Raw genomic sequence first — 25,428 nt, 5'->3', positions numbered from 1 at the left:
GTATAGCAAAGGCGTTTGTTCGCCGCGCCGCGCCTTCGGACTCGTCCGATGTCGCGTGTCCACCGCCACCACCCGCGCCCGCATTGCCGTGGCCCCGACGAACGAGGACGCTTCGCCCGTGATTTCCCCGCTCGAAATGACCCTGCTGCTGCTGCTGGCCTCGGTGGTGGGCGTCGTCGTATTCCGCTCGTTGAACCTGCCGCCGATGCTCGGCTACCTGACCGTCGGCATCCTGGTCGGCCCGCACGCATTCGGCGTCGCGGCGGATCTCGAACGGGCCGAGCACCTCGCGGAGTTCGGCGTGGTGTTCCTGATGTTCTCGATCGGCCTCGAATTCTCGCTGGCGAAGCTGAGGGCGATGCAGCGGCTCGTGTTCGGGCTCGGCCTGCTGCAGGTCGTCGCGACCCTCCTGCTCGCGCTCGTGCTCGGCGCGCTGTTCGAGCACTGGGTGCACATCACGTGGCAGGGCAGCATCGCGCTCGGCGGGGCGCTCGCGATGTCGTCGACGGCGATCGTGTCGAAGATGCTCGCCGAGCGGCTCGAGATCGAGACGGAGCACGGCCGCAACATCTTCGGCGTGCTGCTGTTCCAGGATCTCGCGGTCGTGCCGCTGCTGATCGTGATCGCCGCGTTCGGCGCCGAATCGTCGAAGGATCTCGCGCTCACGCTCGGCTTCGCGGCGGTCAAGATCGTGATCGCGCTCGCGCTGCTGCTGGTCATCGGCCAGCGCTTCATGACGCGCTGGCTCAACGTGGTCGCGCGGCGCCGCTCGCAGGAGCTGTTCGTGCTGAACCTGCTGCTCGTCACGCTCGGCGCGGCGTTCATCACCGACCGCTTCGGGCTGTCGCTCGCGCTCGGCGCGTTCATCGCCGGGATGCTCATTTCCGAGACGCCGTTCCGCCATCAGGTGGAGGAAGACATCAAGCCGTTTCGCGACGTGCTGCTCGGGCTGTTCTTCGTGACGACGGGGATGCTGCTCGATCCACGCGTGATCTGGGAGCATCCGTTGATCGTGCTCGGCTTCTTCGTCGGGCAGATCCTGTTCAAGGCGACGATGATCGCCGGGCTCGCGCGGCTGTTCGGCGCGACGCCGGGCGTCGCGATGCGCACGGGCATCGGCCTCGCGCAGGCCGGCGAATTCGGCTTCGTGCTGCTGAACCTGATCCTCGACCGGCATCTCGTCGACTCGACGCTGCTGCAGGCGATCCTCGCGTCGATGCTGCTGTCGATGCTCGCCGCGCCGTTCCTGATCCAGAACGCCGACCGCATCGTGATGCGGCTGTCGTCGACCGAATGGATGCAGCAGTCGCTGCAGATGACGCGGATCGCGACGCAAAGCCTCAAGCAGCGCGGCCACGTGATCATCTGCGGCTACGGCCGCGCCGGGCAGAACCTCGCGCGCATGCTCGAGCAGGAAGGCATTTCGTACGTCGCGCTCGACCTCGACCCCGATCGCGTGAGCGCGGCCGCGACGGCCGGCGAATCGGTCGTGTTCGGCGACGCCGCGCGCCGCGAGTCGCTGGTCGCGGCCGGTATCCACCGGGCGGCGGCCGTCGCGATCACCTACGCGAACACGCCGTCCGCGCTGCGCGTGCTGCATCACGTGCACGAGCTGGAGCCGACGCTGCCGGCGATCGTGCGCACCGTCGACGATGCCGATCTCGAAAAGCTGCTGGCGGCCGGCGCGACCGAGGTGATTCCGGAGATCGTCGAGGGCAGCCTGATGCTCGCGTCGCACACGCTGGTGCTGGTCGGCGTGCCGATGCGCAAGGTCGTGCGGCGCGTCGAGGAGATGCGCGACGAGCGCTACAGCCTGCTGCGCGGCTATTTCCGCGGCGCCGATGACGCGGACGACGACGATCACGAGCAGGTGCGGCTACAATCGGTGCCGGTCGATGCGCGCGCGGACGCGGTCGGGCGGTCGCTGGAAGAACTCGGGCTGTACGCGCTCGGGCTGGAGGTCACGGCGATCCGCCGCCACGGCATCCGCGGCGTCGAACCCGATCCGCAGACCAAGCTGCGCGCGAGCGACATCGTGGTGCTGCGCGGGCTGCCCGAGGCGCTCGCGCTCGCGGAGGAGCGGTTGTCGCGCCATCGGCGCGATCCGCCGGCCGCGGCTGCGTGAGCCGCGATTCGCAACCCGACCCGTATTGATCAGAAACGGTGCCCGATCTTCGCGCACCGTTTTTTTCGGAGAGTTTCATGCCGCATTCGTCGCCGGGCGCACCGCTCGATCCGGTCGCCTTCATCCACAGCCAGATCCGCACGGTGCCGGACTGGCCGCAGCCGGGTGTGCAGTTCCGCGACATCACGACGCTGCTGCAGAGCCCGAAGGCGCTGCGCATCCTCGTCGACCTGTTCGTCGAACGCTATGTCGACGCGAAGCTCGACTACGTCGCGGGCCTCGACGCGCGCGGCTTCATCATCGCGCCGATCGTCGCGTACGAGCTGAGCGTCGGTTTCGTGCCGATCCGCAAGGTCGGCAAGCTGCCGTACAAGACGCGTTCGGAATCGTACGATCTCGAATACGGCAGCGCGACGGTCGAGATCCACGAAGATGCGTGCCGCCCCGGCGACCGCGTGATCATCATGGACGACCTGATCGCGACCGGCGGCACGATGATGGCGGGGCGCAACCTGCTGCAGCGGCTCGGCGCGGTGGTCGTCGAAGGTGCGTCGATCATCGATCTGCCCGATCTCGGCGGCTCGGCGCTGCTGCGCAACGCCGGGTTGCCCGTCTATACCGTTACCGAATTCTCCGGCCACTGAACGCCGGTCCGTCGGGGCCCGCCGCCCCGGTTTGCGCTGGTTCGCGCCTGGTTCACCTTCCGCAGCGAGGTTCACGATGCCCAACTTCATGCTGTTTCTCGCCACGTCGATCGCGATCACGTTCGCGCCGGGTCCCGACAACCTGCAGGTGCTCGCACGCGGCATCTCGCAGGGCCGCGCGGCCGGCTTCGTCGCCGCGCTCGGCTTCACGGCGGGGATCCTGTTCCACACGACGCTCGCGGCGCTCGGCGTCGCGGCCGTGCTGCGTTCGTCGCCGGTCGCGTTCCAGATCCTGAAGCTCGCGGGCGCCGCGTACCTCGTGTGGATCGGCATCAAGGCGCTGCGCAGCCAGGGCCTCGCGAACGCGCATGCGCGCCCGCCGCAGCCGCTCGGCACGATCTTCCGGCAGAGCGTGATCGGCAACCTGATGAACCCGAAGGTCACGCTGTTCTTCGTCGTGTTCCTGCCGCAGTTCGTCGATCCGCACGGCGCGCAGGGCGTGACGCTGCAGATGTTCGAGCTCGGCGCGCTGTTCATGCTGCAGACGGCCGCGGTCTTCTCGCTGTTCGGCGTCGGCGCGGGCATGATCGGCGCATGGCTGAAGCGCCGCCCGAAGGCCGGCGTGTGGCTCGACCGGATCGCCGGCGCGACGTTCATCGCGATCGGCATCCGCGTCGCGCTGAAGGATTGAGCGCGATGACGTTTCCGTGCATCGCGGCCGCGCGCCGCTTCGATCCGGCCGCGCACCTGCGTTTCGAGATCGCCGGCCAGGCGGTGGGCTGGGTGCGCCGCCAGGACGTCGCGAAGCTCGCGCGCTGGCCCGACGTGTTCGAGCTGACCGGCGAGCGCGTCGTGCTGTCGGCGCGCTACGATTCGGTCGATGCGCGCAGCATGGCGCTGGCCGGCGCGATCGGCGCGCTCGCGGCGGAAGGCGCGATTCCCGGCTGGCGCGACGAGATCTACGCGATCCGCAACCGCTTCGACGATCCGCCGCTCGCGTACATCGAGCGCGCGGCGTCGCGCTTCTTCGGCACGCAGACCTATGCGGTGCACGTGAACGGCATCGTAGAATATGCGGTTACGCCCGGCGAGCCCGCCGCGGCCGCGCCGAAGATGTGGCTCGGCCGCCGCAGCGAGACCAAGGCCACCGACCCCGGCATGCTCGACAACGTCGTCGCGGGCGGGATCGGCTGGGGGCTGGGCGTTCACGAGACGCTCGCGAAGGAGTGCTGGGAAGAAGCCGGCATTCCGGCCGACCTGGCGGCGCGCGCGATCGCGGGCCGCACGGTGCAGGTGCTGAACTCGCTGCCGGAAGGCACGCAGTCGGAGCTGATCTTCGTGTACGACCTGCCGCTGCCGCACGACTTCGCGCCGCGCAACCAGGACGGCGAAGTGGCCGAGCACCTGCTGGCCGGCGTGCCCGAGGTGATCGGCTGGCTGCGCGAAGGCCGCGCGACGATGGATGCGAGCCTCGCGACGCTCGATACGCTGCTGCGCCACCGCTGGCTTGCGGCGGCCGACGCGGCCGGCATCGACGCGCTGTTCGTGCCGGGCGCATGACGCGCGCCGCGCGCGGCCTGGCGGCGCGAACGGGCAATTTGACGAATACGGAAACAATGGGAGTCGCGGTCATGCCGACCGATCACAGCTTTATCTTGAAACTGTCGTGCCCCGACCGGCACGGCATCGTCCATGCGGTCTCGGGCTTCCTGTTCGAGCGCAGCAACAACATCCTCGATTCCGCACAGTTCGGCGACAGCCGCACCGGCGAGTTCTTCATGCGCGTGCACTTCGAGCAGGACGGCGGCGGCGTGGATGCCGCGTCGGCGCTCGACACGCTTCGCAACGAATTCGCGCCGCTCGCCGAGCAGTTCTCGATGCGCTGGGAATTGCACGATGCGGCCGTGAAGCCGCGCATCGTGATCATGGTGTCGAAGATCGGCCACTGCCTGAACGACCTGCTGTTCCGCTATCGCACCGGCCAGTTGCCGATCGAGATCCCGGCGATCGTGTCGAACCACAAGGAGTTCTACCAGCTCGCCGCGAGCTACAACATTCCGTTCCATCACTTCCCGCTCGTCGGCGGTTCGTCCGATGCTGCGAAGGCCGCGCAGGAAGCACGCGTGCTGGAAGTGATCGACGAGCACCAGGCCGATCTCGTCGTGCTCGCGCGCTACATGCAGATCCTGTCGCCGAACATGTGCGAGCAGCTCGCCGGGCGCGCGATCAACATCCACCATTCGTTCCTGCCGAGCTTCAAGGGCGCGAAGCCTTACTACCAGGCATTCGACCGCGGCGTGAAGCTGATCGGCGCGACCGCGCACTACGTGACGACCGATCTCGACGAAGGCCCGATCATCGAGCAGGAAGTCGAGCGCGTCGACCACAGCATGACGCCCGACCAGCTGACCGCGATCGGCCGCGACGTCGAGTGCGTGACGCTCGCGCGGGCGGTGAAGTGGCACGTCGAGCACCGGATCGTGCTGAACGGGACGAAGACGGTCGTGTTCCGCTGATCCGTCGGCCGCGGAACGCCCGCTCAACAAGCAAAAACGCCGCGCCCTTCACGGGGCGCGGCGTTTTCGTTTGCCGTTGGCGAGCGGGCGGCGTCAGATCAGCCGCAGCAGGTACAGCTCGCGTTTCAGGTACGCGTAGAAGATCGGTGCGGCGATCACGCCCGGCAGCCCGAACGCGGCTTCCATGATCAGCATCGCAAGCAGCAGCTCCCACGCGCGCGACTCGATCTGGCCGCCGATGATCTTCGCGTTCAGGAAGTATTCGAGCTTGTGGATGACCACGAGAAACGCGAGCGACGCGATCGCGGTGCCCATGCTGACCGACAGCGACACCGCGACGATCAGCGTGTTCGAGATCAGATTGCCGATCACCGGCAGCAGGCCGACGATGAACGTGATGAGCACGAGGGTCTTCGACAGCGGCAGCCGCTGGTGGAAGATCGGCAGCGCGACGAGCAGGTAGATGCCGGTGAAGGCCGCATTGATCGCCGAGATCTTGATCTGCGCGAACACGATCCGGCGGAACGCGTCGGCGAAGCGCGACACGCGCGTGACGAGCGCGGTCGACAGCGGCCGGCGCACCTTGCCCTGCTCGACGCCGATCGCGATCATCGCGCCGATGATCATCCCGAACAGCACGTGGCCGAAGCCGCGTGCGACGCTCTTGCCGCTTTGCTGGAGCTGGTCCATGTGCGAATGCATCAGCACGGCCGCCTTCGTCTTCATCTGTTCGACGTCGACGGGCAGCAGGTTCGCGATCCAGGCCGGCGTGCGCGCGCGGGTTTGCTCGACGATCTGCATCAGCTGGCCGAGCAGGCTCTGCAGGTTCGGCACCGTGTGCTCGAAATGCTCGATGATGCCGAGCGTCAGGCCGGTGAGCGCGCCGACGATCGCGATCGACAGCAGCACGACGGCGACCCAGCGCGCGCGCATGCTGGTGGTATGGCGTTCGATCACGGGCGCGATCGTGTGGATCAGCTGATAGACGAGCAGGCCGGCCAGCATTCCGCCGAGCAGCCGCAGCTCGAGGACGAGCCACATCATGACGAGCGCGAAGAGATAGCTGCCGATCTCGAGTGCCGACAGCTTCGGCAGGCTCAAGTCGCTGGTCAGCCGCACGCTGCGCAGGTGCGGCTCGCGGTTCTGCGTGTCGCGCGACTCTTGTTGCTTCTCCATCGTGGATTCCTGTCGTCCGTGTGTCGTGCCGCGGAGCGCGCGGCAGAGCGCGGGCCGCCCGGCGCCGCACCGGATTGGTGCGGATGGCGAACCTTACGACCGTAAAGTATAGCTGCCATTATGGTCCGCAAACGGGCCGTTTGGCGCGTGGTGTAAACGCAGAAGGGAAAACGAGGGGGCGCGCGGCCGGGCGGCCGCGCGCGGGAACGGCGGAACGGGGCGTCAGCCGGCCGCGACCTTGCGGGTGGGACGCTTCAGCAGCGGCGCGAGGTACTTGCCGGTGAAGCTCGCCTTCGTCTTCGCGACCTGCTCGGGCGTGCCTTGCGCGATGATCTGGCCGCCGCCGGCGCCGCCTTCGGGGCCGAGGTCGATCACCCAGTCGGCCGTCTTGATCACGTCGAGGTTGTGCTCGATGATCACGACCGTGTTGCCCTGGTCGCGCAGCCGGTGAATCACTTCCAGCAGCAGCGCGATGTCGTGGAAGTGCAGGCCGGTGGTCGGTTCGTCGAGGATGTACAGCGTGCGGCCGGTGTCGCGCTTCGACAGCTCCAGCGACAGCTTCACGCGCTGCGCCTCGCCGCCCGACAGCGTCGTGGCCGACTGGCCGAGACGGATGTAGCCGAGGCCGACGTCGAGCAGCGTTTTCAGCTTGCGCGCGATGACGGGCACCGCGCTGAAGAACTCGTACGCGTGCTCGACCGTCATGTCGAGCACTTCGCTGATGTTCTTGCCCTTGTACTGCACTTCGAGCGTTTCGCGGTTGTAGCGCTTGCCGTGGCACACGTCGCACGGCACGTAGACGTCCGGCAAAAAGTGCATCTCGACCTTCAGCACGCCGTCGCCCTGGCACGATTCGCAGCGGCCGCCCTTCACGTTGAACGAGAAGCGGCCCGGATCGTAGCCGCGCTCCTTCGACGTCGGCACGCCCGAGAACAGCTCGCGGATCGGCGTGAACAGACCCGTATACGTGGCCGGGTTCGAGCGCGGCGTGCGGCCGATCGGCGACTGGTCGACGTTGATCACCTTGTCGAAGTGCTCGAGGCCCTCGATCGCCTCGTGCGGCGCCGGCTCGGCGGCCGAGCCGTACAGGTGGCGCGCGACCGCGTGATACAGCGTGTCGTTGATCAGCGTCGACTTGCCGGAGCCCGATACGCCGGTGATGCAGGTCAGGAGGCCGACCGGCAGATCGAGATCGACGTGCTTCAGGTTGTTGCCGTGCGCGTCGACGATGCGCAGCATCCGCTCCGGATCGGGCGCGAGCCGCTCGTCCGGGTACTCGATCACGCGCTTGCCGACGAGGTACTGGCCCGTCAGCGACTGCGGGTTCGACTGCACCTGCTTCGGCGTGCCTTCGGCGACCACCACGCCGCCGTGCTCGCCGGCGCCGGGGCCCATGTCGACGACGTAGTCGGCCGTGCGGATCATGTCCTCGTCGTGCTCGACGACGATCACCGAGTTGCCGAGGTCGCGCAGATGCTTGAGCGTCGCGATCAGGCGGTCGTTGTCGCGCTGGTGCAGGCCGATCGACGGCTCGTCGAGCACGTACATCACGCCCGTGAGGCCCGAGCCGATCTGCGACGCGAGCCGGATGCGCTGCGCCTCGCCGCCCGACAAGGTCTCGGCGCTGCGCTCGAGCGACAGGTAGTCGAGCCCGACGTTGTTCAGGAACGTCAGGCGCGCGACGATTTCCTTGATCACCTTGTCGGCGATCTCGCGCTTCGCGCCGTCGAGCGTCAGCCCGTCGAAATAGCCGAGCGCGTCGCGCAGCGGCCAGCCGCTGATTTCATAGATGCCGCGTGCATGGTCGCCGGTGCCGATCCGCACGTGGCGCGCCTCGCGGCGCAGGCGCGTGCCGTCGCACGACGGGCACGGCTGGTTGTTCTGGTACTTCGACAGCTCTTCGCGCACCGCGACCGAATCGGTCTCGCGGTAGCGGCGCTCGAGGTTCGGGATGATCCCTTCGAACACGTGCTCGCGGATCGTCGTGCGGCCGCGCTCGTTGATGTACGAGAACGGAATCGTCTGCTTGCCCGAGCCGAACAGCAGCACCTTGCGGATCTTTTCGGGGAGATCCTCGAACGCGGCGTCGATGTCGAATTCGTAGAACGCCGCGAGGCTCTGCAGCATCTGGAAGTAGAACTGGTTGCGGCGGTCCCAGCCCTTCACCGCGCCGGCGGCAAGCGACAGCGACGGGTGCGCGACGACCCGCTTCGGGTCGAAGAACGTGATCTGGCCGAGGCCGTCGCATTCCGGGCACGCGCCCATCGGGTTGTTGAACGAGAACAGGCGCGGCTCGAGCTCCTGCAGCGAGTACGAGCAGATCGGGCACGCGAACTTCGAGCTGAACAGGTGCTCCTTGTCGGTATCCATCTCGAGCGCGATCGCGCGGCCGTCGGCGAGGCGCAGCGCGGTTTCGAACGATTCGGCGAGCCGCTGCTTCATGTCCGGGCGCACCTTCAGGCGATCGACGACGACGTCGATCGTGTGCTTGTCGTTCTTTTTCAGCTTCGGCAGCGACTCGACCTCGTAGATCTTCGCGGCGCCTTCGTTCGCGGCGCCGCCGCCCGAGCGCACGCGAAAGCGCACGAAGCCCTGCGCCTGCATGTCCTCGAACAGCTCGACATGCTCGCCCTTGCGATCGGCGACGACGGGCGCGAGGATCATCAGCTTGGTTTCCTCGGGCAGCGCGAGCGCCGCGTCGACCATCTGCGACACGCTCTGCGCCTCGAGCGGGATGTCGTGATCGGGGCAGTACGGCGTGCCGACACGTGCGTACAAAAGTCGCAGGTAGTCGTGGATTTCCGTGACCGTGCCGACGGTCGAACGCGGGTTGTGGGACGTCGCCTTCTGCTCGATCGAGATCGCCGGCGACAGCCCCTCGATCAGGTCGACGTCGGGTTTCTCCATCAGCTGCAGGAACTGGCGGGCATAGGCGGACAGGCTCTCGACGTAGCGGCGCTGGCCCTCGGCATAAAGGGTGTCGAACGCGAGCGACGACTTGCCCGACCCGGACAACCCGGTAATCACGACCAGCTTGTGGCGCGGCAGGTCGAGATTGACGTTTTTCAGGTTGTGGGTGCGTGCCCCACGGATACGGATCTGTTCCATGAACCTGGCGAAAATGGAGGAAACCAAACCTGCTACTATAACGGCTTTTCGAGACCGTCGTTTACGGCCCCCAGCCCTTGCGGCAGGTGGCAGCAAGGCGACACCTGCGCCGGGGAAAGCGGTCGCGCCGCACGGTTCCGGGCGGCCCGCAGGCCATCCGCATCCGGCCCCGACGTGTCGCCCGAAAGGCCGCCAGGCCACCGGCCCTGATCTTCCGCCGCCCGCTGCCGGGCGGACATTCCGATCATTCGAAATTCATTCCCGATGTCCAATCCGTCTGCCACGTCTTCCCGCATGACTGCGCCCGAACTGCGCGCGACCACGTCGCTCGCGGCGATCTTCGCGTTGCGCATGCTCGGCCTGTTCATGATCATGCCGGTGTTTTCGGTCTACGCGAAAACCATCCCGGGCGGCGACAACGTGCTGCTCGTCGGGATCGCGCTCGGGGCCTACGGCGTCACGCAGTCGCTGTTCTACATCTTCTACGGCTGGGCGTCCGACAAGTTCGGCCGCAAGCCGGTGATCGCCGCAGGCCTCGTGATCTTCGCGCTCGGCAGCTTCGTCGCCGCGTTCGCGCACGACATCACGTGGATCATCGTCGGCCGCGTGATCCAGGGCATGGGCGCCGTGTCGTCGGCGGTGCTCGCGTTCATCGCCGACCTGACCTCCGAGCAGAACCGCACGAAGGCGATGGCGATGGTCGGCGGCTCGATCGGCGTGTCGTTCGCGGTCGCGATCGTCGGCGCGCCGATCGTGTTCCACTGGGTCGGGATGAGCGGGCTGTTCGCGATCGTCGGCGTGCTGTCGATCCTCGCGATCGGCGTCGTGCTGTGGATCGTGCCCGATGCGGCGAAGCCCGTGCACGTGCCCGCGCCGTTCGCCGAGGTGCTGCACAACGTCGAGCTGCTGCGCCTGAACTTCGGCGTGCTGGTGCTGCATGCGACGCAGACGGCGCTGTTCCTCGTCGTGCCGCGCCTGCTGGTCGACGGCGGGCTGCCGGTCGCCGCGCACTGGAAGGTGTACCTGCCGGTGATGGGGCTCGCGTTCGTGATGATGGTGCCGGCGATCATCGTCGCGGAAAAACGGGGCAAGATGAAGCCGGTGCTGCTCGGCGGCATTCTGGCTATCCTGATCGGTCAATTGCTGCTGGGCAGCGCGCCGCATACCATCCTGATTGTGGCGACGATCCTTTTCGTCTACTTCCTCGGGTTCAACATCCTGGAAGCGTCGCAGCCGTCGCTCGTGTCGAAGCTCGCGCCGGGTTCGCGCAAGGGCGCGGCCACGGGCGTCTACAACACCACGCAGTCGATCGGGCTCGCGCTCGGCGGCATCGTGGGCGGCTGGCTGCTGAAGCACGGCGGCGCGAACACCGTGTTCTACACGTGTTCGGGGCTCGTGGCCGCGTGGCTTATAATCGCGGCCAACATGAAAGCGCCGCCGCGCAAGGCCGGAACCTGATTGTCGGGTAGGCGCCGGCGGCGTTCGCCGGCTCCCCCGGCGGGCTGCTCCGACGGCTGTCGCGGCGGCCCGGCATCGAATTTACTGGAGAAACACATGGCATCCGTCAACAAGGTCATCCTCGTCGGCAACCTCGGCGCCGATCCTGAAGTCCGTTACCTGCCGAGCGGCGACGCGGTTGCGAACATCCGCCTCGCGACGACCGACCGCTACAAGGACAAGGCAAGCGGCGATTTCAAGGAAATGACCGAGTGGCATCGCGTCGCGTTCTTTGGCCGTCTGGCGGAAATCGTCAGCGAATACCTGAAGAAGGGGTCGTCGGTCTATATCGAAGGCCGCATCCGCACGCGCAAGTGGCAGGGCCAGGACGGCCAGGACCGTTACTCGACCGAAATCGTCGCCGAACAGATGCAGATGCTCGGCGGCCGCGGCGGTTCGGGCGGCGGCGGTGGCGGCGGTGACGAAGGCGGTTATGGCGGCGGCTACGGCGGTGGCGGCGGCGGTCGCGGCGAGCAGATGGAGCGTGGCGGTGGCGGCGGCGGTCGTGCCGGCGGCGCGGCGCGCGGCGGGGCAAGTGGCGGCGGCCAGAGCCGTCCGAGCGCGCCGGCAGGCGGCGGCTTCGACGAGATGGACGACGATATTCCGTTCTGAGATCTCGCAACCAAACGCTGTAAAGATCGACCCCGCCTTTTGGCGGGGTTTTTTTTAGCCTTTTTAGCCCATGGCGGATCAAATCTGATTCGATTTTCTGCGGCGATTTTTATTTTGCTTCGGGAACATTCGCCCCGAATAGCGGCGGCAGGTAGCGCTTTCGCGCTGGGCCACGTCTCCGGCTGATCAATTGTCCGGACGGCCTGTACGCGGTCCGCATTCCTTCACTTTCGCATGCCCGATCGACGCTAGAGGACCTTGTTGCGCCAGTATCGTTAGGACACCGTCTGATTCCGACGGCCGGGGCGGACATGTCGGTGATGGAATCGGGCGGCGGCAGTCGACAAGAAAGCCGAATGATGTGCAGTTTTTTCGGGGAGTATTAGGAATTTATCGAAGGATTTCGTTTTTATAGAAATAAATCGTACTTGTATTATTTATCTTGATAGGACTGAAAATTATGATTCGGTAGCGAATGCAAATGGTGGTTTACCGAATTGATAATGGATCGTTACGGCCGAGGCTTCTGGTATTTTCTTGCGACCCGGCATCCAGGCGTCACGCATCATCGAGACGCACGGCCAGCGGCGGTGCGCGCGCCCGTTGCCGGCCTCGGCGGCGGTGTTCCATACGCGCTGGGCTGTTGCGCGGCGATGGGGCTGTTCCTGCCCGGTGTCGCGTTTTCGCAGTTGCCGAACGCGGGCCAGTCGATGCGCGAAATCGAATCCGTGCGCCCGGCGCTCCCGGCCGCGTCGGCGCCCGAGTTGAGCATCGAGCGTACGGAGCAGGCCGCACCCGCGCCTGAGGGCGTCGATGCGGGGCCGCGCGTGACGGTCCGCGCGTTCGCGATCGGCGGCAATCGGGTGTTCACGTCGGCGCAGCTCGAGCCGCTCCTCCAGGACCTGACCGGGCGGGAGCTGAGTTTTGGCGAGTTGCAGGCGGCTGCGGCTCGCATCACTTCCTACTACCGCGAGCATGGCTACGTGCTCGCGCGCGCCTATCTGCCGCGTCAGGACATCGACGACGGCGTCGTCCGGATCGACGTGCTGGAAGGCCGCTACGATCGGATCGAACTCCATAACCGCTCGCGCGTGCTGGACGGCGTGGTGCGCCAGCCGCTGTCCGCGCTGCGTCCGGGCGAGGCGGTGCGCGGCGCCGATCTGGCGCGCAGCCTGCTGCTCGTCGGTGACCTGCCCGGCGTCGACGCCAAGGGCACGTTGCGCTCGGGGCGCACGCAGGGCTCGACCGATCTGGTGATCGACGCCGATCCCGGGCCGATCGCGACGGGAACGCTGGAGGCGGACAACTACGGCAACCTGTCGACGGGGCGCTACCGGCTTACCGGCAGCATCGCGGTCAATTCGCCGCTGCGCATCGGCGATCGGCTCACGTTGCGCGGCATGGGAAGCGACACGCTGCAGCGCTACTACAGCGCGTCGTACCAGTTGCCGGTCGGGCCGTGGTCGACGCGCGTCGGCGTCGGCTACTCGAATCTGCATTCGAAGGTCGGCGAAGGCTTCGAGGAACTCGATCTTCACAGCCGCGCCAACATCCAGAGCGCATTTGTCGTTCAGCCGCTGCTGCGCGGCCGCGCGTTCAACCTGAACGCGCAACTCCAATACGAGAACAAGAACCTTCACGACGACTATCGCGCGTTCCAGATACAGGACGACAAGAACGTCGGTCTATGGACTTTCACGCTGAGCGGCAACGGCGACGACGCATTGCTCGGCGGCGGCACCACCGCCTTCTCCGTGTCGGCCGGCGCGGGCCGCCTGCGCACGGCCGACGTGCTTGGCGCGCAGGGGTTCGTCAAGACGCGCGGCACCTTCAAGAAACTCGGCGTCAGCGTGATGCGCCTGCAGGCGCTCGGCTCGCGCTTCCAGTTCTACACACAGTTCAGCGGCCAACTGTCGTCGGGCAATCTCGACGCGTCCGAGCAGTTCAGCCTCGGCGGCCCGTACGGCGTGCGCGCCTACACGCTCGGCTCAGGCAGCGGCGATCAGGGGTGGCAGGCGAGCGCGGAATTGCGGTATGCGGTGGCGCCCGGCTGGCGGGTCAGCACGTTCGTCGACGCCGGCCGGGTCGGCATCAACAAGCATCGCGTGTTCAAGGACACCAACATCATCCGCATGCAGGCCGCGGGGTTCGGCGCGGGCTGGTACGGGAAGGGGCATCAAGTCACGGTGGCGGCCGCCTGGCCGTTCGCCTCAAGCGAAGGGCTGGCGTCGTCCGCCGGCTCGCCGCGAATCTGGTTTCAGGCGACTCAGTATTTCTGAGCGTCTGGACGAGCGCCTGCATGACGCAGGGTTTGGCAGTCAATACAACAAGGAAACCAAAGATGAACAAGGCTTATGCATTGGTCTGGAATCAAGCGAACGGATGCTGGAGCGTGGCGGGCGAGAACGCGCGTCGGCGCGGCAAGGCGGGCGGCCGCCGGGTAATCGCGGCGGCCGTGTCGCTGCTAGGCTTCGCGGCGTCGAGCGCATATGCGCTGCCCACGGGCGCCGAGATCGTGTCGGGCAAGGGGGACTTCGCGACGTCGGCCGACAACAAGACGATGTCGATCAACCAGCATACGGACAAGCTGATCACGAACTGGCAGGACTTCAGCGTCGCCGGCGGCGAGCGCGTGTCGTTCAATCAGCCGACGAACCAGTCGCTGGCGCTGAACCGGGTGGTCGGTGCGAACGGCAGCAACATCGAAGGCCGCATCGATGCGAACGGCAAGGTGTTCCTGGTGAACCCGAACGGGGTGCTGTTCGGATCCGGCGCGCAAGTGAACGTCGGTGGCCTCGTGGCGTCGACGCGCGACATCTCGGACAAGGATTTCCTGAACGGCAACTTCCGCTTCAACGGTAAGTCGGCAGGCCAGGTGGTGAACCACGGCACGATCACCGCGGCGGACGGCGGCGGTGTCGCGCTGCTGGGCGCGCAGGTGACGAACAACGGCGTGATCCGGGCGCAGATGGGCACGGTCGCGCTGGGCGCGGGCAATGACGTGAAGGTGAACTTCGACGGCAGCAAGCTGCTGAGCCTCGAGGTGAACGGCGCGGCGGTGGACGCGCTGGTGAGCAACGGCGGCCTGCTGAAGGCCGACGGCGGCCAGGTGCTGATGTCGGCACGGTCGGCGAACAGCCTGCTGGGCACGGTGGTGAACAACAGCGGGACGATCGAGGCGAAGGGGCTGAACAACGTCGCGGGCCGGATCACGCTGGACGGTGGCGACGGCGCGGTGCACGTGGCCGGGACGCTGGACGCGAGCACGCTGGCGGGCGCGGAAGGTCACGGCGCCGTGGTGACGAAGGGTGCCGCGGTGCGCGTGGCGGACACGACGACGGTCGACACGCGCGGGCACGATGGTGTGGCGGGCAAGTGGACGATCGAGTCGGCGAATGCCGGCGTGGGTCGGAGCGCCGCGTCGCGCGCGCTCGTGATCGGCGGCCAGCAGGTCGGCGGTTCGGGCGGTTCGGATGCCGCGATCGGCGCGGATACGCTGGCGCGCAATCTCGGCACGACCAACGTCGAACTCGCTCGCACGACCGGCACGCTGAAGGTGGACGCGCCGGTTACCTGGAGCAGCGACAACGGGCTGACGCTGACGTCGCGTCAAGGCGACGTGGAACTGCACGGGCCGGTGACGGCGACGGGCGACGACGCGGGCGTCACGGTGAACGCGGCGAAGCAGATCCGCGTGAACGACAAGCTGACGCTCGATGGCCGCAACGCGAAGCTGGAACTGAATCCGGGTAGCGGTCTCGCGGTGAACGGCGACGGCGTCGTCACGCTGTCGGGTGCGAATGCGTCGTACCGTTCGAACGGCGACGCGTATCGCGTGATCAACAGCGTCGATCAACTGCGTTCGATCGACAACGACCTGTCGGGCCGCTACGTGCTCGGCAGCGCAATCGACGGCGGTGGCCGCCAGTTCCGGAGCATCGGCAACGACCGCACGTTCTTCGGCAAGTTCGACGGCCTGGGCAACACGATCAGCAACGTATCGGTGTACGGCACCGGCCCGTTCATCGGCCTGTTCTCGGTGAACGCCGGCTACATCGGCAACCTGAAGCTCGCGTCGGTGAACGTGACGGGCGCGCGATCGTACACGGGCAACGGGCCGGCGATGATCGGCAGCCTCGCGGGCGTGAATACGGACACCGGCGTCATCTCCAACGTGAAGGCGACGAACGTGGTCGTGAACGGCGGGACGTCGCGCATGCAGGTGCTGGGCGGTCTCGTCGGCACGAACCTGGGCGGCGACATCGATCGGTCGTCGGTCACCGGGCGCATTGCAGGCAGCTGGGCCACGTTGTCGATGGGCGGGCTCGTCGGCGAAAACTACACGATCCTGGGCCGTCCGGACAAGCTCGGCACGATCAGCAACAGCTCGGCCAATACGACCATTTCGGGCGGGATCGCGGATCAGAGCTGGTTCTACGGCGGCGTGGGCGGTCTGGCCGGCATCAACCGCGGCGGCGTGATCTCGAATTCGAGCAGCACGGGAAGCATCACGCTGGCGCAGACCAATGCGAAGGTGGGCGGTCTGGTCGGCGTGAACAGCGTGAACGGTGACGTCGGCACGGGTGCGATCCAGAATTCGTCGTCGAGCGTCAACGTTGCCGTCAGCGGCCGTAACAGCAGCATCGGTGGCCTGGTGGGCGACAACGACGTCGGCACGAGCATCGCGAACTCGTCGGCGAGCGGCACCGTTCGAGGCGCCGGTAATTCCGCGATCGGTGGTCTCATCGGCGTGAACCGCGGTTCGCTCGCGAATGTGTCGGCGAGCGGCGCGGTCAACGGCACCGCGTCCGGTTCCACGATCGGCGGCCTCATCGGCCGGCATCTTCTCGGCACGGTCGCCAATGGAACGGCGACGGGCAATGTCTCGGGCGTCGGCTCGGCCGCGATCGGCGGTCTCGTCGGCGTGAACGAAAGCGTCCTCACGAACGGGACGGCAACGGGCAACGTGACCGACAAGTCGGCTGCCCTTATCGGTGGCCTCGTGGGTCAAAACAAGGGGCAAATCACGGTGGGGATCGCCCGCGGCGACGTCACCAGCGGCGGAGCCAGCCATGTCGGTGGTCTGGTCGGCAATAACGACAAGGGCACGATTTCCGGTTCGGAGGCTTACGGCCAGGTGACGGGCGGCGCTTTCAGCCTCGCGGGCGGCCTCGTCGGCATCAACGGCGGCACCATCGCAAATAGCAAGGCGTCAGGCAAGGTCGTAGCGGGCGCTTCCGCGAGCGTCGGCGGTCTGGTCGGCAAGAACGCGAACGGAGACATTTCGAATGGCAAGGCGAGCGGCATGGTGGAGGGCGGCAACTCCGCGTACGCCGGCGGCCTGGTCGGCCACAACGACGGTCGAGTGTCGAACTCGGAAGCGTCCGGCGCGGTGACTGCCGGCACGAGTAGCGCCGTAGGCGGTCTGGTCGGAATGGGCAATGTGGCGGGCAGCGTTGCGAATAGCAAGGCGACAGGCGACGTGACGGGCGGCGATTATGCGAGCGTCGGCGGTCTGGTCGGCACTAACGGCCACCTCGTGTCGAGCTCGGAATCGTCGGGTACGGTGAGCGGCGGTAGGGGCGCGCGCCTCGGTGGTCTCGTCGGCTATAACGTGGCCACGGTGAAGGACTCGACGACGAGCAGCCGCATCAACTATGTGTCCGGGTATGACCAGGCTTACGGTGGTCTGGCGGGCTTGAACTACGGACATATCGAGTCGAGCGTGGCAACCGGCGCGGCAGCCGCGGTGCAACAGATCGGTGCTGGCCGTCGCGTCATCGCGTCCCGGTAAGCGCACCGGTCTCGATGCGGGGGGCGGGCTTTTCGCCGGCCACCCGCGAAGCTGACCGTCGCTTGTCGTAGTCACTGAAGGCGGGGCATCGGAGTGATCCGGTGCCCCGCCTTCGTCGTTGATCAGCGCGACCCAAGCGGGCCGGCGCAGCGGGGCCGCGTGCCCGGCCGTCTGTGTGGGTGGCGCAACTCTCGAATGCGGGCGGCGGCGGATGCGTCCGCGGCGGGCGCACGTCGATGCACGCAGGGGGCTTGGCGATTCGCCGCACGATCCCGATGCACGTCGCGATACGGCAGCCAACCTGTCTCGGGTATGCTGGTGTCTTCCGTTGGCTTCGATCGAGAGGGGACTATGCGGCGTGTCGTGTTCAACCAGAAGGGCGGCGTGGGCAAATCGACGATCGTCTGCAACCTGGCGGCGATCAGCGCGAGCGAAGGGTTGCGCACGCTCGTCATCGATCTCGATGCGCAGGCGAACTCGACGCGCTACCTGCTCGGCGACGCCGCGGCCGATGCGCAACCGGGCGTCGCCGGCTTCTTCGAAACCGCGCTGACCTTCAACTTCCGTCCGATCGACGTCGCGTCGTTCATCCACGCGACCCCGTTCGACGGGCTCGACGTGATGCCCGCGCATCCGGATCTCGACACGCTGCACGGCAAGCTCGAATCGCGCTACAAGATCTACAAGCTGCGCGACGCGCTGAACGAGCTCGACATGTACGACGCCGTATACATCGACACGCCGCCCGCGCTGAATTTCTATACGCGCTCGGCGCTGATCGCGGCCGAGCGCTGCCTGATCCCGTTTGACTGCGACGATTTCTCGCGCCGCGCGCTGTACACGCTGCTCGAGAACGTGAAGGAAATCCAGCAGGACCACAACGCGGCGCTCGAGGTGGAAGGGATTGTCATCAACCAGTTCCAGCCGCGCGCGAGCCTGCCGCAACGGCTGGTCGACGAGCTCGTCGACGAAGGGCTGCCGGTGCTCGCGTCGCGGCTGTCCGCATCGGTGAAGATCCGCGAGTCGCATCAGCAGTCGAGGCCGGTGATCCATCTCGAGCCGACGCACAAGCTCGCGCAGGAGTTCCGCGCGCTGCATCGCGAACTGGCCGGCTGATTTTGGGCGTGACCGCATCGACCGAGGCCGCTTCGAGCGGCCTTTTTTTGTCGCGACCGGCAATTCGTCCGATTATTGATTTCGTCATTAATAATCAAGAAAACGATTTCACAAGAAATCCACAAAAAATAAGACATAAATGGTTGCTCCATTTTCACCGGTGCCCGGTTTTCTAATAAGCGGAATAATGAATTGGCAAATATTGCGCCACGTCATGATGCGCTATGCTGCAAAAGGTAAAAATGCGTCGCCGGCCGGTGAGGGGCACTGTCTTGTCTGAGATTTCGGCGTGCCCGCAGCTTCGGCGGACGGTTCAAAGGGTAATAAGGGTTTACACCTATCATTAATGCCATTTAATTGACAATTAATCGATCTAGAATGACTTTCTTCTACCGCCCGTTCCCAAACAGGTGACGGGTTTCAATAAGGAAGCGGTTGTTTACCCGAGCTTCCATTTTTCTTTACGTCGTCTCTCGCATAGCCAACAGGAGCGTGCCCGATGTCCGTATTTGCCCCCGAAAAACTCACCGCCGATTATCAGTCCGGTATCGCCGCGTGGTTTGCAATCGCCCGTCCGGCGATCCACGGTTTCGAGGCTGTCGTCGAACTCAACCTGCAAGCGGCCCGGACGGCGCTCGAGGACTACGAGGACAAGCTGAAGAACGCGTTCACCGGCAGCAACCCGGCCGCGGGCTTCGCGCAGCAGGTCGCCGCGCCGCAGGAAGCGGCCGGCAAGGTCGCGTCGTACGGCCGGCATCTGTTCGAGATCGCGGTGTCGACGCAGTCCGAATGGGCCAAGGTCGCCCAGGCGCAGTACGAGCAGAACGACAAGCGCCTGAAGGACGTGCTCGGCGAGCTGTCGAAGCATGCGCCGGCCGGCTCGGCGCCGGTGGTGGCCGCGCTGAATTCGGCGCTGTCCGCGGCGAGCGCCGCGGCCGACTCCGTGCGTGAAGCGACGGGACAGGCGATCGAAGCGGCGAAGAGCGGCTTCGATGTGGTCAGCGAAACGGCCACGCGCGGCGCGAAGCAGACGGCGGCCGCCGCACGCAAGGACGCAGCGGCTGCGCGCGAATCGGCTGCGTGACGGCGCGAACGGGCACGAACGGGCCCGAACGCGCATGAATGCGCATGAATGCGTGTCGCGCGCAGGCGCGACACGATTGATTGGCGCCGGCGCCGCGTGTGCCACGCGGGGCTGGCGAGCTTCGGTTCGCCGCAAGACGCCCGTGCACGGTTGCCCGTGTCACGGTGCGAACGGATGCCGCCCGCCCTATGGCGTACGGCGGCGTGTGGCCGCGATCGCGCCGGATGGCCCGACACGCGTCATCGCCGTGTACAGCACCTCGTGCGGGCGTCAGAACCACACACTGATTTCGATGCAGGAACTGAACATGACGGACGTAGTGATCGTATCGGCCGCGCGGACCGCGGTCGGCAAATTCGGCGGCTCGCTGGCGAAGGTGGTCGCGCCGGAACTGGGCGCGACGGTGATCCGCGCGGTGCTGGAGCGTGCGGGCGTGAAGCCCGAGCAGGTCAGCGAAGTGATCATGGGCCAGGTGCTGACGGCCGGCTCCGGGCAGAACCCGGCGCGGCAGTCGCTGATCAAGGCGGGGCTGCCGAGCGCCGTGCCGGGCATGACGATCAACAAGGTGTGCGGCTCGGGCCTGAAGGCCGTGATGCTGGCGGCGAACGCGATCGTCGCGGGCGACGCGGACATCGTGATCGCGGGCGGCCAGGAGAACATGAGCGCGGCGCCGCACGTGCTGCCGGGCTCGCGCGACGGCTTCCGGATGGGCGACGCGAAGCTGGTCGACACGATGATCGTCGACGGCCTGTGGGACGTGTACAACCAGTACCACATGGGCATCACGGCGGAGAACGTCGCGAAGGAATACGGGATCACGCGCGAGGAGCAGGACGCGTTCGCGGCGCTGTCGCAGAACAAGGCGGAAGCCGCGCAGAAGGCCGGGCGCTTCGACGACGAGATCGTGCCGGTGTCGATCCCGCAACGCAAGGGCGAGCCGCTGCAGTTCGCGACCGACGAATTCGTGCGTCACGGCGTGACGGCGGAATCGCTGGCCGGGCTGAAGCCGGCGTTCGCGAAGGACGGCTCGGTGACGGCGGCGAACGCGTCGGGGCTGAACGACGGCGCGGCGGCGGTGCTGGTGATGTCGGCGCAGAAGGCGGCGGCGCTGGGCCTGACGCCGCTGGCGCGGATCAAGGCGTACGCGAACGCGGGCGTGGATCCGAGCGTGATGGGCATGGGTCCGGTGCCGGCCTCGCGCCGGTGCCTGGAGCGCGCGGGGTGGACGCCGGGCGACCTGGACCTGATGGAGATCAACGAGGCGTTCGCGGCGCAGGCGCTGGCGGTGCACAAGCAGATGGGCTGGGACACATCGAAGGTGAACGTGAACGGCGGGGCGATCGCGATCGGCCACCCGATCGGCGCGTCGGGCTGCCGGATCCTGGTGACGCTGCTGCACGAGATGGCCAAGCGCGATGCGAAGCGCGGGCTGGCGTCGCTGTGCATCGGCGGCGGGATGGGCGTCGCGCTCGCGGTCGAGCGTGTGTGAGCAGTGATTGACGGCACGGTTCGCTTGCGGCGCGCGCCAGCGCCGCGGGCGAGCTGCGCGGGTGTCGCGCAAGACGGGAAATCGACAATAAGCGCGAGGTACCGATGCGTGCCGCGCCGCGACGCGGGGCGGCCGTGCATCGAAGCGGTGGGGCGGCAGCAGGTGCGAGGCCGTCGCCCCGTCTTTCATCGATTACTTTTTTGTCGGTAATTCATAGTATGACCAAGCGAATCGCAGTTGTGACAGGTGGGATGGGCGGTCTCGGCGAAGCGGTCAGCATCCGGTTGAACGACGCGGGCCACCGGGTCGTCGTCACGTATTCGCCGAACAACGCCGGCGCGGACCGCTGGCTGACCGAGATGCATGCGGCCGGTCGCACGTTCCTTGCGTACCCGGTGGACGTGGCCGATCACGACTCGTGCCGGGAATGCATCGAGACGATCGTGCGGGACGTCGGCCCGGTCGACATTCTCGTGAACAACGCGGGCATCACGCGCGACATGACGCTGCGCAAGCTCGACAAGGTCAACTGGGATGCGGTGATCCGCACGAACCTCGACTCCGTGTTCAACATGACGAAGCCGGTCTGCGACGGCATGGTCGAGCGCGGCTGGGGCCGCATCGTCAACATCTCGTCGGTGAACGGCTCGAAGGGTTCGGTCGGCCAGACCAACTACGCGGCCGCGAAGGCCGGCATGCACGGCTTCACGAAATCGCTCGCGCTCGAGGTCGCGCGCAAGGGCGTGACGGTGAACACGGTGTCGCCGGGCTACCTCGCGACGAAGATGGTCACCGCGATCCCGCAGGACATCCTCGACGCGAAGATCCTCCCGCAGATTCCGGTGGGCCGGCTCGGCAAGCCCGAGGAAGTCGCGGCGCTGGTGGCGTACCTGTGCTCGGAGGAGGCCGGCTTCGTGACGGGCTCCAACATCGCGATCAACGGCGGTCAGCACATGCACTGACGCGCGGCGGCCCGCACGGCATTCGCGCGCGTGCGGGCAGCGTTGCGCACCATCCCGTGCCGGAGCGACGGCAGGCGCGCCGCTTCGGCCTCGCATTCCGGAGGACGCATGGGCGACACCTGGATGGGACTCGTGATCGGCGGCACGGCACTGGCCGTCGCGCTGACGATGGCGATTTCGCTCTACCGGCTCGAGCGGCGCCGCGCGCGGCTGTTGCGGAATTTCGATCATCGCGATTGCGGGCTCGCAGCGTACGGCAAGTGCTTCGCGCGCAGGCCGGCCAGGCCGCTGCGCCGCGCACGTTGGCCGTCGCGCCGACGCGTTGCGATCGGTGATCGATGAGCGGCCGATCGGCGGTCACGTCCCGCGCGCATGCCGTCCGCGACGCGTGGGCGCGGGATCAGTCGTTCCTTTCGCCCTTCCCGGCCGATTCGCCCGAGTCGTTCTTGTGGAAGATCCGCTTCGTCGTGCGCTTGGTGGCTTCCCAGCCTTCGCGCGACGCATGGGCGACGCCGTGCCCGACCGCCTTCGCGGCGCTCGCGGTCGCGTGGCCGAAGCTGCGCGCCGCTTCGCCGGTCTTGTGCGCGGCTTCCTTCGAATCGCGCTTGATGTCCTGCTTCACTTCCGACAGGTCCGCGTGGGCGAGCGGGCTGAGCAGCGCCAGAACGAGCGCGGCGCCAATGAACTGACGAACTTTCACGACCGGGTTCCTTGAGGTGGGCCTCGTCATCGAGGTTTCGGGTTGCCGGCAGGCGCCGGTTGAAACGCGCCGGCGGCCGATGCGTCGAGCATCACCGCAGCGCGGCCGGACAGCAGCACGCGCTCGCCGCAGCGCAGCGCGAAGCCGTATAGCACCGAGCGGCCGTCGCCGCTCACGCGTTGCGCGTCCACGGTGAGCGGCTGCGCGAAGATGTCGAGCCGGTCGACGAACGCGTCGACGTTGCGCACGCTCGCGAGATAGCCGGCGCGCGGGCGTGCATCGTGCGCACCGAGCAGCGCGCCGTGCACGGCCATCGCCTGCGCCGCGTATTCGATGCCGCAGACCGACGCGAGCCGCCCGTGCGCACGCAGTGGGTTGTGCGGATCGCGGTGGCTCGTCGCGGTGCAGCGAATGCGTTCGGCATCCCACGCATCGACCGAATCGAGCACGCACATCGCGCCGGCGTGCGGAATGTGCGCGGCAATCCACGCGTGGTCGAGCGGCGGGGCCGGTGCGGCGGTTGCGTTCATCGCGCGCGCTCCGCCAAGGTCCCGGGCATCGCGACGTCGACCTGAAGGCGCGTGTCGTCCAGATAGTCGAGCACGACGCGCGTCGTACGTTGCGTGGCGAGCGCCTCGAGCAACGGCAGCACGCGCGCGGCCGGATTGCCGTTGCGCAGTGCGTCGAGCCCGGCGTGTGCGAGCGCCGTCGCGGGTGCGTCGGTGAGTTGGACGTCGATACGGGCGAGCGCTCGCTCGCTGGCTTCCGGCGCCAACACGAGCGCGGCGCCGAACGCGTCGCCGATCGGCCGCACCGCGCGCAGCGGTTCCGGATAGTCGGTGTCGTACGCGATCAGCAGGCTCGGCACGCGATCGACGACGATCTGGCACAGGCTTTCGAGCAGGCCGGCGGCAAAGCTGCCGTCGTGCGCGCACAGCACGTTCGACGTCGCCATCGCGCGGGTCGCGATGCTCCAGTAGCCGGCCGGCGCGTTGTGCACCGAGTTGTGGAAGCGGGTCGGCGACAACTGGCGATCGTCGCCGGCCAGCGTTTCGCAGATCGCGTGGCAGTTCTGGCCGTCGCCGCCGGATGCACTGAACACGGTCGCGAGCGTCGCGGCGTCGCGGCCGCTCGCGGCCACCGCTTCGTGGCCGACCGCGAGCGCGGCGCGCACGACGGGGCCCGTGCGACGCCGCTCGGCCGACGGCAGGCCGGCGGGCGGCGGCAGCTCGGTGCGGGCAGGCACGTAGGGCGCGCGGCCCGCGAGCACGTCGGCCGCGTGCGGCCAGCCGTTCAATCCCGGGCCGACGAGGCCGATGCTTTCGATGAAGGCGGTGAGCGTCATGGCGGGCCTCAACGGCGGTCGTGATCGGCGCGGCCGAGGATCAGGCTGCAGTTCGTGCCGCCGAAGCCGAACGAATTGGAGAGGACGGCGCGCACGCGCGTGTCGCGGCTCGCGAGCACGTAATCGGCGACGAGCGCCGGGTCGGGCTGCGTCGTGTTGACGCCGGCCGGCACGAATTGCTCGCGCAGCGCGAGCGCGGCGACGATTGCTTCCAGCGCGCCGGCCGCGCCGAGCGTGTGGCCGGTCGCGCCCTTCGTCGAGCTGCACGGCGTGCGCGCGAACAACGCGCGGACCGCGCGGCTTTCCGCTGCGTCGTTGCTTGGCGTCGCGGTGCCGTGCAGGTTCACGTAATCGATATCGTGCGCGCCGAGGCCGGCGGACGCGAGCGCCTGTTCGATCGCGGCGCGCGCGCCGAGCCCTTCCGGATGCGGCGACGACATATGGTGCGCGTCGCTCGATTCGCCGATGCCGAGCAGCAGGATCGCGTCGCCGTCGAGCGCGGCAGGCGCGGCCGGGGCGCGTTCGACGAGCGCGAACGCGGCGGCCTCGCCGATCGAGATGCCGTCGCGCGCGACGTCGAACGGCCGGCACGGCTGGCGCGACAGCAGTTCCAGCGAATTGAAGCCGTACAGCGTGGTCAGGCACAGCGAATCGACGCCGCCGACGACGGCCGCGTCGATCAGCCCGGCCTCGATCATGCGGCGCGCGGAGCCGAACACCTTCGCGCCCGACGAGCACGCGGACGAGATCGCCATCGCCGGCCCGCGCAGCGCGAAATACGCGCGCACGAACGCGGCCGGCGAATACGGGTTGTGCGTGTGCGCATAGCGGAAGTCGGCCGGCAGCGCGCCGCTCGTCGGGGCACGGCGCCGGTACGCGCGTTCGGTTTCGAGGATGCCGGCCGTGCTCGTGCCGACGAACACGCCCACGCGTGCGGCGCCGTAGCGCGCGACCGCCGCCGCGACGCGCGCATCGAAGCCGTCCTGCGTCAGGCCGAGTTGCGCGAGGCGGTTGTTGCGGCACTCGAAGTCGGCGAGATCGGCGCGTACGGGCCGCGCATCGACGCCGTCCACCGCGCCGATCCACGTGTCGAGATCCGCACGCTCGAAGTTGCACGGCACGAGCCCGCCGCGGGCGTGGCGCAGTGCATCGAGGGTCGCGTCGAGGCCGCGGCCGATGCAGCTGGTGGCGGTGAAGTGCGAGAGCAGGAGAGGGTTCACGAGAGTCGCATCCGGTGGCCGGAACGGGCGCTGCAGCAGG

The 25,428-nt window shown here is 67.4% G+C and carries 20 protein-coding genes; 14 read left to right on the top strand and 6 right to left on the bottom strand.

Translation table 11 applies throughout. The annotated features are described in order from the left end of the window. Positions 1-118: 118 nt before the first annotated feature. The 5 genes from QZM15_RS27200 (at position 119) to purU (ending at position 5,285) form a co-directional block, all read left to right on the top strand. Complete coding sequence (locus QZM15_RS27200; protein ID WP_059642787.1) at positions 119-2,125, top strand: monovalent cation:proton antiporter family protein; 2,007 nt, start codon at positions 119-121, stop codon at positions 2,123-2,125. Positions 2,126-2,202: 77 nt separating this feature from the next. Further along, the gene (locus QZM15_RS27195; RefSeq protein WP_059575666.1) at positions 2,203-2,769 is read left to right on the top strand and encodes an adenine phosphoribosyltransferase; all 567 of its coding nucleotides are present in this window, start codon (positions 2,203-2,205) and stop codon (positions 2,767-2,769) included. 76 nt (positions 2,770-2,845) lie between these two features. Then, the gene (locus tag QZM15_RS27190; RefSeq protein ID WP_059575668.1) at positions 2,846-3,460 is read left to right on the top strand and encodes a LysE family translocator; all 615 of its coding nucleotides are present in this window, start codon (positions 2,846-2,848) and stop codon (positions 3,458-3,460) included. Positions 3,461-3,465: 5 nt separating this feature from the next. Then, entirely contained in the window at positions 3,466-4,329 is an 864-nt protein-coding gene (locus tag QZM15_RS27185; RefSeq protein WP_059642785.1) for an NUDIX hydrolase family protein, read from the top strand. 71 nt (positions 4,330-4,400) lie between these two features. Next, on the top strand, positions 4,401-5,285 hold the full coding sequence (gene purU, locus QZM15_RS27180) for a formyltetrahydrofolate deformylase (RefSeq protein WP_302107604.1): 885 nt from the start codon (positions 4,401-4,403) through the stop codon (positions 5,283-5,285). Positions 5,286-5,378: 93 nt separating this feature from the next. Here purU and QZM15_RS27175 read toward each other — a convergent pair whose 3' ends face one another. After that, positions 5,379-6,461 (bottom strand): AI-2E family transporter, encoded by a 1,083-nt coding sequence (locus tag QZM15_RS27175; protein WP_059575670.1) that lies wholly within the window; start codon positions 6,459-6,461, stop codon positions 5,379-5,381. Between the two features lie 222 nt (positions 6,462-6,683). After that, positions 6,684-9,569, bottom strand: a complete 2,886-nt coding sequence (gene uvrA, locus QZM15_RS27170) for an excinuclease ABC subunit UvrA (RefSeq protein WP_059642614.1) — start codon at positions 9,567-9,569, stop codon at positions 6,684-6,686. A 264-nt stretch (positions 9,570-9,833) separates the two neighbouring features. On the opposite strand from uvrA, the gene QZM15_RS27165 reads away from it, so the two are divergent. From QZM15_RS27165 to QZM15_RS27125, 9 genes are all read left to right on the top strand, one after another. Continuing rightward, complete coding sequence (locus tag QZM15_RS27165; protein WP_302107603.1) at positions 9,834-11,027, top strand: MFS transporter; 1,194 nt, start codon at positions 9,834-9,836, stop codon at positions 11,025-11,027. A 96-nt stretch (positions 11,028-11,123) separates the two neighbouring features. Further along, the gene (locus QZM15_RS27160) at positions 11,124-11,678 is read left to right on the top strand and encodes a single-stranded DNA-binding protein (RefSeq protein WP_059575676.1); all 555 of its coding nucleotides are present in this window, start codon (positions 11,124-11,126) and stop codon (positions 11,676-11,678) included. Positions 11,679-12,268: 590 nt separating this feature from the next. Further along, the gene (locus QZM15_RS27155) at positions 12,269-13,957 is read left to right on the top strand and encodes a ShlB/FhaC/HecB family hemolysin secretion/activation protein (protein WP_275905555.1); all 1,689 of its coding nucleotides are present in this window, start codon (positions 12,269-12,271) and stop codon (positions 13,955-13,957) included. Between the two features lie 62 nt (positions 13,958-14,019). Continuing rightward, positions 14,020-17,472, top strand: a complete 3,453-nt coding sequence (locus tag QZM15_RS27150) for a GLUG motif-containing protein (protein ID WP_302107602.1) — start codon at positions 14,020-14,022, stop codon at positions 17,470-17,472. A 351-nt stretch (positions 17,473-17,823) separates the two neighbouring features. Next, on the top strand, positions 17,824-18,588 hold the full coding sequence (locus QZM15_RS27145) for a ParA family protein (RefSeq protein WP_124862531.1): 765 nt from the start codon (positions 17,824-17,826) through the stop codon (positions 18,586-18,588). A 499-nt stretch (positions 18,589-19,087) separates the two neighbouring features. Continuing rightward, positions 19,088-19,672, top strand: a complete 585-nt coding sequence (gene phaP, locus QZM15_RS27140; RefSeq protein ID WP_059575684.1) for a TIGR01841 family phasin — start codon at positions 19,088-19,090, stop codon at positions 19,670-19,672. Between the two features lie 307 nt (positions 19,673-19,979). Next, positions 19,980-21,161: an acetyl-CoA C-acetyltransferase gene (locus tag QZM15_RS27135; protein ID WP_302107601.1), complete on the top strand. Its 1,182-nt coding sequence runs from the start codon at positions 19,980-19,982 to the stop codon at positions 21,159-21,161. A gap of 218 nt (positions 21,162-21,379) precedes the next feature. Continuing rightward, the gene (phbB, locus tag QZM15_RS27130) at positions 21,380-22,123 is read left to right on the top strand and encodes an acetoacetyl-CoA reductase (protein WP_059580714.1); all 744 of its coding nucleotides are present in this window, start codon (positions 21,380-21,382) and stop codon (positions 22,121-22,123) included. Positions 22,124-22,231: 108 nt separating this feature from the next. After that, positions 22,232-22,465: a hypothetical protein gene (locus tag QZM15_RS27125; RefSeq protein WP_060966647.1), complete on the top strand. Its 234-nt coding sequence runs from the start codon at positions 22,232-22,234 to the stop codon at positions 22,463-22,465. 58 nt (positions 22,466-22,523) lie between these two features. Here the strand turns inward: QZM15_RS27125 and QZM15_RS27120 are convergent, their stop codons facing one another. From QZM15_RS27120 to QZM15_RS27105, 4 genes are read right to left on the bottom strand one after another with little or no spacing between them, the layout of a single operon-like run. Next, entirely contained in the window at positions 22,524-22,853 is a 330-nt protein-coding gene (locus QZM15_RS27120; protein ID WP_059580721.1) for a hypothetical protein, read from the bottom strand. Then, positions 22,850-23,353, bottom strand: coding sequence for a hotdog family protein (locus tag QZM15_RS27115; RefSeq protein WP_302107600.1), 504 nt, complete (start codon positions 23,351-23,353; stop codon positions 22,850-22,852). Before QZM15_RS27115 ends, QZM15_RS27120 begins: the two co-directional genes overlap by 4 nt. Next, a complete protein-coding gene (locus tag QZM15_RS27110; protein WP_302107599.1) occupies positions 23,350-24,168 on the bottom strand; it encodes a beta-ketoacyl synthase chain length factor in 819 nt (272 codons plus the stop codon). The genes QZM15_RS27115 and QZM15_RS27110 overlap by 4 nt, the downstream gene beginning before the upstream one ends. A gap of 8 nt (positions 24,169-24,176) precedes the next feature. After that, complete coding sequence (locus QZM15_RS27105; RefSeq protein WP_302107598.1) at positions 24,177-25,388, bottom strand: beta-ketoacyl-[acyl-carrier-protein] synthase family protein; 1,212 nt, start codon at positions 25,386-25,388, stop codon at positions 24,177-24,179. Positions 25,389-25,428 lie beyond the last annotated feature (40 nt).

The organism is Burkholderia sp. AU44665 (assembly GCF_030504405.1).
Lineage (GTDB): Bacteria > Pseudomonadota > Gammaproteobacteria > Burkholderiales > Burkholderiaceae > Burkholderia > Burkholderia semiarida.
This window is presented reverse-complemented; position numbering and strand designations above follow the sequence as displayed.